This window comes from Roseibium salinum, from assembly GCF_026240905.1.
Classification (GTDB): domain Bacteria; phylum Pseudomonadota; class Alphaproteobacteria; order Rhizobiales; family Stappiaceae; genus Roseibium; species Roseibium salinum.
Genome location: NZ_JAPEVI010000003.1, coordinates 527,755 through 540,935 on the forward strand (window position 1 = coordinate 527,755; position 13,181 = coordinate 540,935).

At 61.6% G+C, this 13,181-nt stretch carries 20 protein-coding genes; 7 read left to right on the forward strand and 13 right to left on the reverse strand.

The window, feature by feature from the left end; all coding sequences use genetic code 11:
* The first annotated feature begins 44 nt into the window (after nucleotides 1-44).
* Nucleotides 45-251 (forward strand): DUF1127 domain-containing protein, encoded by a 207-nt coding sequence (locus tag ON753_RS06885; RefSeq protein ID WP_265961830.1) that lies wholly within the window; start codon nucleotides 45-47, stop codon nucleotides 249-251.
* A gap of 305 nt (nucleotides 252-556) precedes the next feature.
* Here ON753_RS06885 and ON753_RS06890 read toward each other — a convergent pair whose 3' ends face one another.
* Complete coding sequence (locus ON753_RS06890; RefSeq protein ID WP_265961831.1) at nucleotides 557-1,093, reverse strand: peroxiredoxin-like family protein; 537 nt, start codon at nucleotides 1,091-1,093, stop codon at nucleotides 557-559.
* 110 nt (nucleotides 1,094-1,203) lie between these two features.
* Here ON753_RS06890 and ON753_RS06895 point away from each other — a divergent pair, with 110 nt between their 5' ends.
* The gene (locus ON753_RS06895; protein WP_265961832.1) at nucleotides 1,204-2,004 is read left to right on the forward strand and encodes a helix-turn-helix domain-containing protein; all 801 of its coding nucleotides are present in this window, start codon (nucleotides 1,204-1,206) and stop codon (nucleotides 2,002-2,004) included.
* 6 nt (nucleotides 2,005-2,010) lie between these two features.
* Here ON753_RS06895 and ON753_RS06900 read toward each other — a convergent pair whose 3' ends face one another.
* The 5 genes from ON753_RS06900 to purC form a co-directional block, all read right to left on the reverse strand.
* Entirely contained in the window at nucleotides 2,011-2,265 is a 255-nt protein-coding gene (locus ON753_RS06900; RefSeq protein ID WP_265961833.1) for a DUF2164 domain-containing protein, read from the reverse strand.
* Between the two features lie 195 nt (nucleotides 2,266-2,460).
* A complete protein-coding gene (gene purQ / locus ON753_RS06905; RefSeq protein WP_265961834.1) occupies nucleotides 2,461-3,129 on the reverse strand; it encodes a phosphoribosylformylglycinamidine synthase subunit PurQ in 669 nt (222 codons plus the stop codon).
* An 18-nt stretch (nucleotides 3,130-3,147) separates the two neighbouring features.
* Nucleotides 3,148-3,255 (reverse strand): phosphoribosylformylglycinamidine synthase-associated small membrane protein, encoded by a 108-nt coding sequence (locus ON753_RS06910; protein WP_265961835.1) that lies wholly within the window; start codon nucleotides 3,253-3,255, stop codon nucleotides 3,148-3,150.
* Nucleotides 3,256-3,268: 13 nt separating this feature from the next.
* Nucleotides 3,269-3,508 (reverse strand): phosphoribosylformylglycinamidine synthase subunit PurS, encoded by a 240-nt coding sequence (purS, locus tag ON753_RS06915; RefSeq protein WP_265961836.1) that lies wholly within the window; start codon nucleotides 3,506-3,508, stop codon nucleotides 3,269-3,271.
* A 139-nt stretch (nucleotides 3,509-3,647) separates the two neighbouring features.
* On the reverse strand, nucleotides 3,648-4,412 hold the full coding sequence (purC, locus tag ON753_RS06920; RefSeq protein WP_265961837.1) for a phosphoribosylaminoimidazolesuccinocarboxamide synthase: 765 nt from the start codon (nucleotides 4,410-4,412) through the stop codon (nucleotides 3,648-3,650).
* A 311-nt stretch (nucleotides 4,413-4,723) separates the two neighbouring features.
* Between purC and ON753_RS06925 the strand changes: the two genes are divergently transcribed.
* Nucleotides 4,724-5,047 (forward strand): DUF1476 domain-containing protein, encoded by a 324-nt coding sequence (locus ON753_RS06925; RefSeq protein WP_265967084.1) that lies wholly within the window; start codon nucleotides 4,724-4,726, stop codon nucleotides 5,045-5,047.
* Nucleotides 5,048-5,356: 309 nt separating this feature from the next.
* Complete coding sequence (locus ON753_RS06930) at nucleotides 5,357-6,148, forward strand: HpcH/HpaI aldolase family protein (protein WP_265961838.1); 792 nt, start codon at nucleotides 5,357-5,359, stop codon at nucleotides 6,146-6,148.
* On the opposite strand, the gene ON753_RS06935 is transcribed toward ON753_RS06930, so the two are convergent.
* The 4 genes from ON753_RS06935 to purB all read right to left on the reverse strand — a co-directional run bounded on the left by ON753_RS06935 (nucleotide 6,129) and on the right by purB (nucleotide 9,501).
* A complete protein-coding gene (locus ON753_RS06935; RefSeq protein ID WP_265961839.1) occupies nucleotides 6,129-6,683 on the reverse strand; it encodes an RBBP9/YdeN family alpha/beta hydrolase in 555 nt (184 codons plus the stop codon). The two genes, ON753_RS06930 and ON753_RS06935, sit on opposite strands and share 20 nt — an antisense overlap.
* Nucleotides 6,684-6,823: 140 nt before the next feature.
* On the reverse strand, nucleotides 6,824-7,297 hold the full coding sequence (locus ON753_RS26675) for a BA14K family protein (RefSeq protein ID WP_323054691.1): 474 nt from the start codon (nucleotides 7,295-7,297) through the stop codon (nucleotides 6,824-6,826).
* Nucleotides 7,298-7,368: 71 nt separating this feature from the next.
* Entirely contained in the window at nucleotides 7,369-8,118 is a 750-nt protein-coding gene (locus ON753_RS06945) for a metallophosphoesterase family protein (RefSeq protein WP_265961840.1), read from the reverse strand.
* Between the two features lie 54 nt (nucleotides 8,119-8,172).
* Complete coding sequence (gene purB / locus ON753_RS06950) at nucleotides 8,173-9,501, reverse strand: adenylosuccinate lyase (protein WP_265961841.1); 1,329 nt, start codon at nucleotides 9,499-9,501, stop codon at nucleotides 8,173-8,175.
* Between the two features lie 144 nt (nucleotides 9,502-9,645).
* Between purB and ON753_RS06955 the strand changes: the two genes are divergently transcribed.
* Entirely contained in the window at nucleotides 9,646-10,128 is a 483-nt protein-coding gene (locus tag ON753_RS06955; RefSeq protein WP_265961842.1) for an NUDIX hydrolase, read from the forward strand.
* A gap of 194 nt (nucleotides 10,129-10,322) precedes the next feature.
* Nucleotides 10,323-10,574, forward strand: a complete 252-nt coding sequence (locus tag ON753_RS06960) for a hypothetical protein (RefSeq protein WP_265961843.1) — start codon at nucleotides 10,323-10,325, stop codon at nucleotides 10,572-10,574.
* A 4-nt stretch (nucleotides 10,575-10,578) separates the two neighbouring features.
* Here the strand turns inward: ON753_RS06960 and rpe are convergent, their stop codons facing one another.
* The 3 genes from rpe to ON753_RS06975 form a co-directional block, all read right to left on the reverse strand.
* Entirely contained in the window at nucleotides 10,579-11,250 is a 672-nt protein-coding gene (rpe, locus tag ON753_RS06965) for a ribulose-phosphate 3-epimerase (RefSeq protein WP_265961844.1), read from the reverse strand.
* 78 nt (nucleotides 11,251-11,328) lie between these two features.
* The gene (locus ON753_RS06970) at nucleotides 11,329-11,661 is read right to left on the reverse strand and encodes a DUF1330 domain-containing protein (RefSeq protein ID WP_265961845.1); all 333 of its coding nucleotides are present in this window, start codon (nucleotides 11,659-11,661) and stop codon (nucleotides 11,329-11,331) included.
* Between the two features lie 84 nt (nucleotides 11,662-11,745).
* Nucleotides 11,746-12,132 carry a hypothetical protein gene (locus tag ON753_RS06975; protein WP_265961846.1) on the reverse strand — a complete coding sequence of 129 codons (387 nt, stop codon included), beginning with the start codon at nucleotides 12,130-12,132 and terminating at the stop codon, nucleotides 11,746-11,748.
* Nucleotides 12,133-12,263: 131 nt separating this feature from the next.
* On the opposite strand from ON753_RS06975, the gene ON753_RS06980 reads away from it, so the two are divergent.
* Nucleotides 12,264-13,094: a helix-turn-helix transcriptional regulator gene (locus tag ON753_RS06980; protein ID WP_377047413.1), complete on the forward strand. Its 831-nt coding sequence runs from the start codon at nucleotides 12,264-12,266 to the stop codon at nucleotides 13,092-13,094.
* Nucleotides 13,095-13,181: the final 87 nt, after the last annotated feature.

The following is a 13,181-nucleotide window of genomic DNA, read 5'->3' on the forward strand; positions in this document are numbered from 1 at the left end:
GAGGTGTGAAAATGAGTGCAATAGAAACAATTAGGGGACGGCGGTTGTCCAGGCTGTGGTTCCGCAGGGAGCTGTTGGAGGTTCTGTCGGCAAGGCTTGCAGGCTGGTCGCGCACGGCGCGGACACGCAGACAGTTGCTGGATCTGACCGAGAGGGAGCTCAATGACCTGGGCCTGACCCGCGAAGCCGCGTACCAGGAAGCCATCCGGCCGTTTTGGGACAGCAAGGACCTGTGGGGGCATCGCAGGTGAGCGTCGCCGAAGTATGCCGCTCCCGTCCCGAAAAGTGCCGCAATCAGAGGTGCTGACTCTTGGGATCGGGGGAACAAGCTGGTGAGAATGTTTCCCGATCAAATGTCCGCGCGGGCGGCCATTCGGTCGGGAAACATTCCGCCCGACGCCACCGGCCATAAGCCGGCACGTCAGGCGTGAAGGGGTTCAATCTTGAACCTGGAGCAATGCCGGACACGATGCAGCCCGTGTCCGGCATTTCTTTGTTTTGCTGAAGGGGCCGGACCGACAGCTCCTCGCAGCAGGAGCGGCTTTGCCAAGACGCGTCAAACGGCGCCTGTATATTCGCCGCGCGCCGGATAGTCGTTTTTCTGCACGAAATCGAGCGCGCCGAGCAGTTCCTGGAAATGCGGGCGGACGAAGGGCATGGTCTGGACGGCGGCGAAATAGAGCGTTCCGTCGGGCTTGACCAGAAACACGCCCGGTTCGGAAAAGAGCTCCGGTTCGTCGATGCCGATCGACGTCTTGCCGCGGCTGGTGGAGATGAACAGCCCCCAGTTTCTGGCAACGGAAAGCGGCAGGCCGTAGCCGAAGCGGAGATCCGGAAAGCCTACCTTGTCGGCCATCTGCCCGGCACGGTCGCGGGTGTCGGACGAGATCGCGATTGTCTTGACGCCCTTGGCGGCGAAATCCGGGGTCAGGCGCCCGAGTTCTTTCAGATAGGTGCCGCAGATCGGGCAGTGCAGGCCGCGATAGAAGACGACGAGAGTGGCAAACCCGGCTTCGTCCCCGGCAATGTCGAAAGTGCCGGAGGTCAGGGTTTCAACTTTCAGGTCGGGGACCGGCTGGCGTGGGACAAGCATTCTGTTTCCTCTTTCCATAAGAGCAAGGCTTCACATTGCCTTGCGGATCGTCATAGGTTATTGAACGAATGTTCAGGAAACATCCGGAAAAGATGATTAGGAGTACGGAAATGCCGGTTCCCTTTCGAACATCCTTCAACGGAAAGCTGGACCGGCTGTCCTCGCTCATCGACCGGCTGAAGGTGCAGGTGTCGGATATCCTGATCGACTGCCCGGTGCAGGAGACTTCCAATTTCGCAATTTATTCCGGCAGCGCGGGAACGCTGCGGCTGGCTTTCTGTCCGTTGAAGGACGGCGCGCGGGCCGTTCCGGAAATGGGGCCGATCGCCGATGAAAATCCGCTTGTCGGTGCGCGCATCATGATTTCGGGAATAGGCAGGCATCTCGTCGACGCGCTGCCGGACCACATCAGCGTGCCCTTGGGCGAACAGCCGTATCTCACGGCAGTGGTGATGCCGCTGATCGAGGAAGTCACCACGCCGCGCTGCGGCGGCCAGGCCGCCTTTCAGCGCCTGTGCGAGGTGGTGGTCATCCGGTTGTTGCGCCATGCGATGGAGGAGGGCAGGGCCGATAGCGGTCTCCTGAGCGGCCTTGCGCATCCGCGCATCGCAGCGGCCCTCGTCGCCATCCACGAGGCGCCCGCGCAAGCCTGGACGCTGGAGAAGCTCGCCGACACGGCAGGCATGTCCCGCACCCAGTTTGCGGTCACCTTCAAGGAACTCGTGGGGACGACGCCCATGGTGTATCTCGCCCATTGGCGGCTGGATATCGCCCGGGCCGAGCTCGAGACGGGACGGCAGGTGAAGTCCGTTGCCAGTCTTTGCGGCTTCACCAGCCCCGCCGCCTTCTCAAGGGCCTTCTCCCGCCGCTTCGGCTATCCGCCCAGGCAGAGACGCGCTCAGGCGGCGTGATCGGTCCTACCGTATCGGGTCTTCCGGCACTTCAAGCTCGTAGACGGCGTAGGTTATTTCCTCCGACTTGCGGGCAAAAAGCGCCTGCGCCTCCTTGAGGCCCTGGTTGTAGAACTGGGCGCCGAGGGTCGAGGTGAGATACTCGATCAGTTTTTCGGCATCCATGTTGCCGATCTCCACGTCCAGGTCCTCAGCCATGAATCGCTGGATCTGGAGAGCAAGGCGGATCCGCGTGTCTTTGTCGAGTTCAAGGTCCGTCATCTCCGCCTCCTGGCAAGGTCGCAATCGATCAGGAAAGGGACACCCGTCCGGCTTTTCCCTCTGGTGGCAGGGTGAGGCGGGAAGTGCCCGAAATCAATAGGCCTGTGCGTCCGCTTATGCGCAGACGCATAGCGATCCTTCCTGAATGGGACTTGAGGGCGGCTGGGGAATGAGGTCCTGCGGAGGACGGCCTTGTCAGGCCGCCCGGTCGAGCAGGCTTTCGAAGAGCAGGCGGCCGTCGAGACCGCCGTGCAGCGGTTCAATCAGGTTTTCCGGATGCGGCATCATGCCGAGTACGTTGCCTCTGGCGTTGGTGATGCCCGCGATGTCGTTGATCGAGCCGTTCGGATTGGTGCCGTTCGCATAGCGGAAGACGACCTGGCCGTTGTCCTCGATCTGCTTCAGCGTCTCGGGGTCGGCGAAATAGTTGCCGTCGTGATGGGCCACCGGGCAGCGCCAGACCTGGCCTTTCTGGAACTTGGAGGAGAAGCGGGTCGCGTTGTTGACGGTCTCCATCAGCACGTCCTTGCACACGAAGCGGATGCCCGCGTTGCGCATCAGGGCGCCCGGCAGGAGGCCCGCTTCGGTCAGGATCTGAAAGCCGTTGCAGACGCCGAGGACGGCAACGCCGCTGTCGGCCTTGGCGACCAGGTCGTTCAGGATCGGCGACCGGGCGGCAATCGCTCCAGAGCGCAGATAATCGCCATAGGAGAACCCGCCGGGTACGACAACGAGATCCACGTCCGGCAGGGTGCTTTCCGTGTGCCAGACGCTTTGCGGGCGCGTGCCGGTGATCTTTTCCAGCGCGTGGAACATGTCACGGTCGCGATTGGAGCCTGGAAAAACGATGACGGCGGTCTTCATAGCAGCGGTTCCGAAATGTCAGAGCAGTACAAGAACGGCGATCAGCGCCGCAAGGGCTGGCACCAGGATGAAAACCGCGGCCTTGAGGGCCATGAAGATGATGGCCTTGCGCGCGTCTTCATCCATGAAACATACCCCGCTACGCGATTTCGATCGCGTAGTTTTCAATCACGGTGTTGGCGAGCAGCTTTTCGCACATCTGCTCCAGTTCGGCTTTTGCGGCTTCCGTGTCGGCGCCGGTCAGTTCGACATCAAACACCTTGCCCTGGCGGACGGAGCCGACATCGCCAAATCCGAGGCCGCCAAGCGCCCCTTCGATGGCTTTTCCCTGAGGATCGAGAACACCGTTTTTCAGGGTAACGATCACACGTGCTTTCATGAGTTTCTGTCTCCATCAAAGTCTGGCAGGGCCGTTTGGGGGCTCCATACACCAGCTTGACCGGTTCTGGAAGGGACGAAGCGACGTTATAGGAAAAACCCCCGCCTATCTTTCGACGGCGGGGGCATCCTGATCGTTCTTACTGCACCAGGGTCGGTCCGGAGCCGACCGGGCGTTCGCTGGCGGTCATGATGCCGAGCCGCCGGGCGACTTCCTGGTAGGCTTCCAGCATGCCGCCCATGTCGCGGCGGAAGCGGTCCTTGTCCATCTTGTCGTTGGTTTCGATATCCCACAGACGGCAGCTGTCCGGAGAGATTTCGTCCGCGACCACGATGCGCATCATGTCGCCTTCGAACAGGCGGCCGCATTCGATCTTGAAATCGACCAGGCGGATGCCGACGCCCAGGAACAGGCCGGACAGGAAATCATTGACGCGGATGGCCAGCGCCATGATGTCGTCCAGCTCCTGCGGAGTGGCCCAGCCGAACGCGGTAATGTGCTCTTCGGCAACCATCGGATCGTCGAGTTCGTCGTTCTTGTAGTAGAACTCGATGATGGAGCGCGGCAGTTGCGTGCCTTCCTCCAGGCCGAGGCGCTTGGCGATGGAGCCGGCAGCGACGTTGCGCACGACCACTTCCAGCGGAATGATCTCGACTTCCCGGATCAGCTGCTCGCGCATGTTGAGGCGGCGGATGAAGTGAGTCGGGATGCCGATGGCGTTCAGATGGTTGAAGATGAATTCGGAAATGCGGTTGTTGAGCACGCCCTTGCCGTCAACAATCTCATGTTTCTTGTTGTTGAAGGCGGTAGCATCATCCTTGAAGTGCTGAACCAGCGTGCCGGGTTCGGGACCTTCGTAGAGAATTTTACCTTTACCTTCATAGATGCGCCGACGGCGGTTCATTGGCTATACCGTACTTTTTTAGAGAAACCTTCAAAAGGGTCCTTGCTCACCTGGTCTGAAGCCACCGGAACATCTCGGTCTGACCGGCAGGTGCCTTCAGGCGGCAATCCCTGTTTTGCGGCGCGGAACTTACCCGAAGCGCGGCAAAAGTACAATGTTCTGTTTTCCGCCGACGACGAGGGTCTGTTATGCTTTTGACGCAAGGTGACAGGATCTGCGTTGATTTGCGGCGCTTGCGGGGATATGCAGGAGACCAAATCGACCCCATATAGGGGGAAGAGTGCATGAGCGCAGTTCAGGAGATGACGGGTATGAGCACATTCGACAAGCGCGAGCAGGGATTTGAAAACAAGTTCGCGCATGACGAGGAACTGCGGTTCAAGGCAACCGCGCGGCGCAACAAGCTACTGGGTTTGTGGGCAGCCGGTCTCCTGGGTCATGAAGGCGAAAAAGCCGAGGAATACGCCAAGGAAGTCGTCCGCGCCGATTTCGAGGAGCCGGGCGACGAGGACGTGTTCCGCAAGATCCGTGCGGATTTCGACGCCAACAATGTCGAGCAGTCCGACCATCAGATCCGCCGCACCATGGACGAGCTGATGCACAAGGCGATCGCGCAGATGCAGAGCCAGGGCTGACCGCACGAGCCGAGTTTGTGAAACGCCCGCCGGAAACGGCGGGCGTTTTCCGTTTCCGGCGGTGGTTTCCGCCGGACCGGCCGTTTCGAAAACTCGGCCTTCGGTGGACCATATCGGCCCGCCGGACGTCGTTGTATCGCTTGCCCGACCGGACGGTCGCGCTGCGCGACGCGCCTCGCCGGCAAACCGATATGGTCCATCAGATGGGTCATAATCAATGACGGTTGGTATTATGCCGCCGCGGCAAAGAGCACTTGCGGTTGCCTCGATGCAGGGATTTGATGATCCCTGACTTCACAGGAGGAAACCGTGACAGATATATCCAGTCTTGCTGACAAGATGCGTTCCGGAAGGCCGGTGATCACCGGCTGGTCGGTTCTGAACATGCCGATGATCGTGGAGTTGTTTGCCCGTGGCGGATATCAGGCGGTGGCGATCGATCTCCAGCATGGGCTCTACGGTTTTGACGATGCCTGTGATGCGCTTGCCTCGATTGCCGCGGGAGGCGCGCACCGGATCGCCCGCATCCCGATCGGCGACAATGCACTGGCGGGACGTCTGGCGGATATGGGCGCCGAATGCCTGATCGCGCCGATGATCAACACCCGCGGGCAGGCGGAGGAATTCGCGCGTGCGGTGAAGTACCCACCGGCCGGCGAGCGCAGCTGGTCACCCTTCCGGGCAGCTGAACTGAGCGGCCAGACCATCGAGGACTACACCGCGAAGTCCAATTTCCAGACGCTTTCCCTGGCGATGATCGAAACCGCGGAGGCGATCGACGCGCTGGATGAGATCCTCTCGGTACCGGAACTCGACGGTGTATTCGTCGGTCCGAGCGATCTTTCGCTCTCGCTTTCGGGCGGCGCCGCGGTCGATCCGAACAGCAAGCAGGTCGCCAGGGTCGCCGCAAGCATCGCCGACAAGGCGCGGAAGGCCGGCAAACTGGCAGGCATCTTCTGCATGAGTGCGGAGAAGGTGCAAGAGGCGGCTGATCACGGCTATTGCCTGATGGCCCACGGCATCGACCGGTCGTTCCTCGTCGATTGTGTCGACGCGGCGCTGAAGGAGGTCGAAGGCGTGGTCAGCCGAGGCGCTTCATGAAATGGGCAAAGGACATCATGCCTTCCGGCCACGGACCGTGGCCGCTTTCCAGGTTGATGTGCCCGGCGTTCCCCGCATCCTGAAAGCTCGCGCCCCAGGCCATGGCGAACTCCCGGGATCTTTCGAACTCGCAGTAGGGATCGTTGCGGCTTGCGACCAGATGGGCCTGGAAGGGCAGAGGGTTGCGCGGCACCGGCTTGAAATCACCGCCGTCGAATTCCTTCACAAGCCCATTGCGGTCCCAGTCTGACGGCGCAACGAGATAGGCGCCGCGGATCTTGCCCTTCAGCGCGTGAGCGCCGTGCGCAACCAGGATGCAGCCCAGGGAATGCGCCACGAGGACAACCGGTTTGTCACAGGCTTCGACGTGCTCCACCAGCGTCTCCAGCCATTCCTTCCTGCTCGGGACATGCAATTCGGCCTGCTTCACCACTCGGGCCGTCGCCATCTTGTCCCGCCAGCGCAGCAGCCAGTGGCCGGGAAGGATCTTGCCATATCCTGGAATGAGCAGAATGTCGGTCTCGGAGATTTTCACGGGCACACCTGTGGGGAGCAGACAGAAGATGTGCCGCTCTCATGCCGAGGATCGCTGCGCTTGTCAAACGGGCAGCCGCGCAACGTGGCGCAGGCTGCCTTTAAAGATACCGGTCCGTACCCTGGCGGGATGAGCTTCCGTCAGGGCCAGTATGGCGACACACAGGGTTTGCGCGGCCCATTATAGGGCTGGAACGTGTTGTCGTACCCGCGGTACGAGCGATACCGGTTGTCGCACCAGCGATAATGCGCCTGGCTCAGCCCGCGGCCGTACCGCGGCGGAGGTACGTAGCGCGGAGCCGGCATTATCCTGAAGCCAAAGGCGGCAGGCGGAAACCAAAAGCCATTGTAGCTGCGATATCCGCGGCGAGGGGTACGGTATCCGCGATGGCCATTGTAGTAGCGGCGTCCGTTCCAGGTGTAGAAACCGCGCCTGCTGTCATATCTCCGGCGATCATGCACGCGAATGAGCGGGGCTGTTTCAGCCGCGGCGGAATACAGTGGCCGCTGCAGCAAAAGGGGAGCCGTGGCACCGGGAAAAGTGGCTGAAATGAGCAACCCGACCGATGCAATACAGCTCAATAGCGGTGTTCTGATGGACATCTTACTCTCCATTCCTAGTATTTAAACAGGGGAGAGAGTAGTTTGGTTCCGACTTCTTTCGTCCCGAGAAGGAGAGGGTTGGCTCAGGACAGCGGGCCGTAGAAACCGCGCGCCAGTGAACGGGACCAGTCCGGCCGACCGTTCTTCTCAGCTTCACGGCTTGCCGCGTCCCAATCGTAGCTCAGGGCCTTGTCCTGGAAGTTCCATGCGCCGCCGTTGCTGGTCATCAGCGCATAGCGGGCGTGCGGGGAGCCGGATTCCATCTTGTGGCGGTGAGGGTGGTCGTCCTCGTAGGAGGGCAGGCCGACGCTGCCGGGGTTGAGCAGGATCTGGCCTGTTTCCCTGAGCCGGATAAGCCGTGGAATGTGGGTGTGGCCGCAGCAGACGATGGGCGATGTCTCGCCCTTCAGGTCTTCCAGAAGGTTGTCCTCATCGGGCAGATGGCCCTTCGGCCCTTCCACCTTTTCGGTCAGGTACCGGTCATCGTCGTCCGGCGTGCCGTGGCACAGGAATATTTCCTCCGTAAGCCGGATCACCGGCTGCGTGGACGTCAGCCATTCAAGGCTTTCAGCCGTCAGCCGTTCGATGGCAAAGGCGTCGGTCTGTCCCAGTTTTTCGACCGGATCCTCGATGAGAAACCGGTCATGGTTGCCGCGCACCGTCGGCCAGGCCGTTTCGCGCAGGATGGCGGCCGTTTCCTCCGGCCACAACGGGCCGGAGACGCAGTCGCCCAGGTTCACGACGATGTCCGGCGCCTCCATCCTGAGGTCCGCAAGAACGGCCTCCAGTGCCAGCACATTGCCGTGAATGTCGGAGATGACCGCGATCTTCATGAAACCCTGCCGGCAATCCATCTGCTCAGGCAGATGGCCTCAATTCACAAATGTTCAGCTTTCACCGAACACCCGCTCGAAGATCACGTCCACGTGCTTGGTGTGGTAGCCAAGGTCGAAGCGGTCGCGGATGTCCTCCTCGGAGAGGTACTTGCGCACTTCCTCGTCGTTCAGGAGTTCGCTCATGAAGTCGACGGAGGCAGAACCGGCCACCTGATAGCTTTCCCAGACCTTCATCGCGTTGCGCTGGACAAGGCGATAGGCGTCCTCGCGGGAGGAGCCTGCCTGGGTGAGGGCAAGCAGGATGCGCTGGGAATGCACCAGGCCGCCGAGCCGGTCCATGTTGCCGACCATGCGCTCGGGATAGACCAGCAGCTTGTCGATCACGCCGGTGAGGCGGGCGAGCGCGAAGTCGAGGGTGACGGTGGCATCCGGCCCGATCATGCGTTCCACGGACGAGTGGGAGATGTCGCGCTCGTGCCAGAGGGCAACGTTTTCCATGGCCGGGATCGAAAAGCCGCGGACGAGGCGCGCAAGGCCGGTGAGGTTCTCGGTGAGAACCGGATTGCGTTTGTGCGGCATGGCGGAAGAGCCCTTCTGGCCCTTGGAGAAAAATTCCTCCGCTTCCAGAACTTCCGTGCGCTGCAGGTGGCGGATTTCGGTTGCCACGCGTTCGATGGAAGAGGCGATCACGCCGAGGGTCGCGAAATACATGGCGTGGCGGTCGCGCGGGATGACCTGTGTGGACACCGGCTCCGCCTTGAGCCCCATGGCCCTGGCGACATGTTCCTCGACCCGCGGGTCGATATTGGCGAAGGTGCCGACGGCGCCGGAAATGGCGCAGGTGGCGATTTCCTCCCGGGCTGCGAGAAGGCGCGTCTTGCAGCGGCCGAATTCCGCATAGGCCTCGGCCATCTTCAGGCCGAAAGTGACCGGCTCGGCATGGATGCCGTGCGAGCGGCCGATGCAGACCGTTTCCTTGTGTTCCATGGCCCGCCGCTTGATCGCCGCCAGGAGCTCGTCCATGTCGGCAAGCAGAATGTCGGTGGCCTTCACCAGCTGAACGTTGAAGCAGGTGTCCAGCACGTCGGACGAGGTCATGCCCTGGTGCACGAAACGGGCGTCCGGGCCGACGATTTCGGCAAGGTGGGTCAGGAAGGCGATGACATCGTGCCTGGTTTCGCGCTCGATTTCGTCGATCCGGTCGATGTCGAAGGTTGCGCTGCCGCCCTTGTCCCAGATCGTCCTGGCGGCTTCCTTGGGGATGACGCCAAGTTCGGCCAGCGCGTCACAGGCATGGGCCTCGATCTCGAACCAGATGCGAAACTTCGATTCCGGTGACCAGATGGCGACCATGTCAGGGCGGGAATAGCGCGGGATCATCGCAGGCAGAACCTCGTCAGAGTGGAAAAGCTGGCTGCGGAATAGCAGAGGGGGCGGCGCCTTCAATCCAGACCCGCTGTTTTTGCTTGCGAGGCTGGCGAACAACGTCAAATATTCTGCTGAAACCGCCCTCAGGAGGCCGCGATGACATCCTGGCGCCCGGCAAACACCATCACCGTGAAAGCGCTTGCGCTGATCTGGCGTGACGACGCGCTGCTCTTGTCCGAGATCCATGACGACGCCGGCCGGGTGAAGGGGATGCGACCGCTCGGCGGAACCGTCGAATTCGGCGAGCCGTGGCGCGATACGCTGCAGCGGGAGTTTCTGGAAGAACTGGGGACCCGGATCGGGCTGCTCGACAGGTACATTGTGATGGAGAACCTCTTCGAGCATCATGGCACCCCGGGCCATGAGATCGTCTTTCTGTGTGATGCCTATTTCGAAGACAGCAATTTTTATCAGCGAGATATCATCACCGTCCAGACAAGCGAGGAGATCGCCGGGATCGCCAGATGGGCATCGCTCGATGAACTCGCCGCCAGAAGGCTGGACCTTTATCCGACGGGCCTGCGCGACAGGCTCGTGAACCCGGGTTTCCTGCGCCGGTCCAGCCACACTGTCAGCTGAACTGTCGTCTCATTCGAGAAAATTTATGCTTTCTTGAGACCTGCCATGCTGGTCTCGGCTGCGACAAAATTTCCCCTTTGTTTCGAATTTGGAGATGAAACATGCTTTTCAGGCCAAGATCTTGTGCGGCTGTTTTGATATGTTGCTTTAACATTGCACCGGCATATTCCGCGGAACTGGACTTCCAGAGGTTCATGTCTTCTGCCACCGGAGCCGCCGGGCTGAGCGCCGCGATCTCCAGCCTTGGGGCGTGCGACACCACACCTGTCTGGTCGTTGAGCTACGATCCGGATATCGGGGCGGAAAACCCAAATCACGTTTATGTCGGCTGCCAATACGATCCGGACTGGGAAGAAGGTGACGAGCTCTACGACAAGGGCATCCTGGCCAGGTTCGTCGATCTGGACGGCACTCTTTACCTGGAGAGCCTGACGCAGCTGCCGTGAGGCGTTACGCTTCTTCGGCAGCCTTGCGGATCGCGGCGATGTTGGACTTGTAGCTTTCGGTCGTGCCGCCCTTGAAGACGGCCGAGCCGGCGACCAGGACATTGGCGCCGGCAGCCGCGACCAGCGGGGCGGTTTCCGGAGTTACACCGCCGTCGATTTCCAGGTCGATCGGCCGGTCGCCGATCATGGACCGGATGCGGCGCGTCTTTTCCACCATCGCGGGAATGAATTTCTGACCGCCGAAACCCGGGTTGACGGTCATCACCAGGATCAGGTCCAGCCGGTCGAGCACGTGTTCAATGACGCTTTCGGGTGTCGACGGGTTCAGGGAAACGCCGGCTTTCTTGCCCAGGTTACGGATCGCCTGCAGCGAGCGGTCGAGATGCGGACCGGCTTCCGCGTGAACGGTGATGATGTCGGAGCCCGCCTTGGCGAAGGCTTCCAGGTAGGGATCGCAGGGAGCGATCATCAGGTGGGTATCGAAGATGCTGTCGGTGTGCGGGCGGAGCTTTGCGATCACGTCCGGACCGAAGGTGATGTTCGGGACGAAATGGCCGTCCATGACGTCCAGATGGATCCAGTCGGCACCCGCCTTCACAACGTCACGGACTTCCTCGCCGAGCTTGGAAAAATCAGAAGCGAGGATGGAGGGGGCGATCGCTAGCGGGCGGGTCATCGGGCTTGGCTCCGGGAGGCTCAAAGAAGTTAGAGGCCGCTATCATGCCTGACAAGAAGGCGCAAGAAAAACGGGAGCTCACCCGCCCGCGCCGGCGAGGATATCGGTTGCCTTGTGGTCCTCGGACACGCCTTCGATCAGGATGACTTCGCCGCTGGAATTATCCGTCCTCAGGGCCTTGATCGCGGCATAGGCCTGCGATCCGTACCAGGCCCTGGCAGTGGCAAGATCGGGAAAGGCGATCATGATCACATCACCCGGCCAGCAGCCTTCAAGTTCCTGTTTCGGGCCGCCATGGATCACGTAACGGCCGGAATATGGGGCAAGCGTTGCATCGATGCGCTCCAGGTATTCGACGATCGCGGGACCCATGTTGACGCTTTGAAGATTGGCGATTGCGTAGGCGGTCATGACTGTCTCCATTGCGGTAGCTTTTGAGGGCGTCATCCCGTCGCCGGAATAACGGAGCGACGGGATGACGATGGAAGAGGCCTTTCAGGCCAGGCTTTGCTGCCGGTTTGCGCGCAGGGCGCCGAATTCCATCAGCGCAAGGGCCGTGACGGCGGCGGCCTGCACCAGAATGAAGGCAACCCCGAATGCGTTCGGCTGGATGAGTTCCGCGCCGACAAGGACGAGGCTGGCGGCGACCCAGCCGCCATTGCCGGCAATGACCAGCCAGACGGCGCGCGGTTCGGCCGTGAAACGGGCCGCGACCACCGCCATGAAGGCGGCGACCGGGATCAGCAGCACGCCGGCGGCGAAGGAGAGTCCCGCGGGGATCGCGGTCAACGTTTCCAGGAGCGGGGCACCGGCCATCAGGGCAACGCCCATGACGGCGCAGGTGAGAGCATCGAGGGCAAGAACGGATTTAAGACTGGGCATCGGAGTTCCTTTCTGAAGTTCGGGCGGCGACCTGCCGTCCGTTGCCCTGATCCTTGCCGGTTCCGTGTTTGAGGTCGATTACGTGCGAGGTAATAGGAGTGCTCAAAGACTCGCTATAGAGTTGTTCCATGATGGAAAACACGCACTCTTCAGCCGCCGCTGGCGGCACGCCGCCGGTCGGGGAATTGCTGCGCGAATGGCGTCAACGCCGGCGGCGCAGCCAGCTCGACCTTGCTCTCGATGCCGATATCTCGCAGCGCCATCTGAGCTTCCTGGAATCCGGCCGCTCCAGGCCCAGCCGGGAGATGGTTCTGCGGCTGGCCGAACAGCTGGCCGTGCCCCTGCGCGAGCAGAACAGGCTGCTGGTGGCCGCCGGATTTGCGCCGGTCCATCGCGAGCGGTCGTTGAGCGATCCCGCCCTGGAAGCCGCGCGGGCGGCCGTCGAGCAGATCCTGAAGGGCCATGAACCGCATCCGGCCCTGGCGGTCGACCGGCACTGGACCATGGTCTTCGCCAACAGGGCCGTGCAACCGCTTCTGGTCGGCATCGCTCCCGAGCTCCTGCAGCCACCGGTCAACGCCTTGCGCCTCAGCCTCCATCCGAAGGGCCTGGCGCCGCGTATCCTCAACTTCCGGGAATGGCGGAACCACATCCTCGTCCGCCTGTCCCATCAGGTGGAGATCTCCGCCGATCCGGCGCTGCAGCAGTTGATGGATGAGTTGAAATCCTACCCCGTGCCCGCAAGCGGACCGGCCGGTCATCATGCCGACACCGATGCTTACGGCGGCATCGCCGTACCCTTGAGGCTGTCCAGCGAGCTTGGGCCGCTGGAATTCCTGAGCACCACCACCGTGTTCGGCACGGCGCTGGACATCACCTTGTCGGAGCTGGCGATCGAGGCGTTCTATCCGGCCAATTCCGAAACGGCGGAAGCAATCCGCAGCCTTGTCGCCGGAGGCTAGACTCGGTCGTTCGGGATCACCTGGGCAACGGGAGCTATCGCGCTTCAGCCTGTTAACCGCAACCAAAGCCTCATCCTGAGGAAGCGC

Bases quoted from the DNA above. Each gene is read 5' to 3' on its own strand.
- ON753_RS06960 (WP_265961843.1), top strand. From the start codon at position 10,323: ATGTCTTCTGCCACCGGAGCCGCCGGGCTGAGCGCCGCGATCTCCAGC.
- rpe (WP_265961844.1), bottom strand. From the start codon at position 11,250: ATGACCCGCCCGCTAGCGATCGCCCCCTCCATCCTCGCTTCTGATTTT.
- ON753_RS06925 (WP_265967084.1), top strand. From the start codon at position 4,724: ATGAGCACATTCGACAAGCGCGAGCAGGGATTTGAAAACAAGTTCGCG.
- ON753_RS06900 (WP_265961833.1), bottom strand. From the start codon at position 2,265: ATGACGGACCTTGAACTCGACAAAGACACGCGGATCCGCCTTGCTCTC.
- purB (WP_265961841.1), bottom strand. From the start codon at position 9,501: ATGATCCCGCGCTATTCCCGCCCTGACATGGTCGCCATCTGGTCACCG.
- ON753_RS06955 (WP_265961842.1), top strand. From the start codon at position 9,646: ATGACATCCTGGCGCCCGGCAAACACCATCACCGTGAAAGCGCTTGCG.
- ON753_RS06970 (WP_265961845.1), bottom strand. From the start codon at position 11,661: ATGACCGCCTACGCAATCGCCAATCTTCAAAGCGTCAACATGGGTCCC.
- purS (WP_265961836.1), bottom strand. From the start codon at position 3,508: ATGAAAGCACGTGTGATCGTTACCCTGAAAAACGGTGTTCTCGATCCT.
- ON753_RS06945 (WP_265961840.1), bottom strand. From the start codon at position 8,118: ATGAAGATCGCGGTCATCTCCGACATTCACGGCAATGTGCTGGCACTG.
- ON753_RS06895 (WP_265961832.1), top strand. From the start codon at position 1,204: ATGCCGGTTCCCTTTCGAACATCCTTCAACGGAAAGCTGGACCGGCTG.
- ON753_RS26675 (WP_323054691.1), bottom strand. From the start codon at position 7,297: ATGGAGAGTAAGATGTCCATCAGAACACCGCTATTGAGCTGTATTGCA.
- ON753_RS06910 (WP_265961835.1), bottom strand. From the start codon at position 3,255: ATGGATGAAGACGCGCGCAAGGCCATCATCTTCATGGCCCTCAAGGCC.
- ON753_RS06890 (WP_265961831.1), bottom strand. From the start codon at position 1,093: ATGCTTGTCCCACGCCAGCCGGTCCCCGACCTGAAAGTTGAAACCCTG.
- ON753_RS06980 (WP_377047413.1), top strand. From the start codon at position 12,264: ATGGAAAACACGCACTCTTCAGCCGCCGCTGGCGGCACGCCGCCGGTC.
- purC (WP_265961837.1), bottom strand. From the start codon at position 4,412: ATGAACCGCCGTCGGCGCATCTATGAAGGTAAAGGTAAAATTCTCTAC.
- purQ (WP_265961834.1), bottom strand. From the start codon at position 3,129: ATGAAGACCGCCGTCATCGTTTTTCCAGGCTCCAATCGCGACCGTGAC.
- ON753_RS06975 (WP_265961846.1), bottom strand. From the start codon at position 12,132: ATGCCCAGTCTTAAATCCGTTCTTGCCCTCGATGCTCTCACCTGCGCC.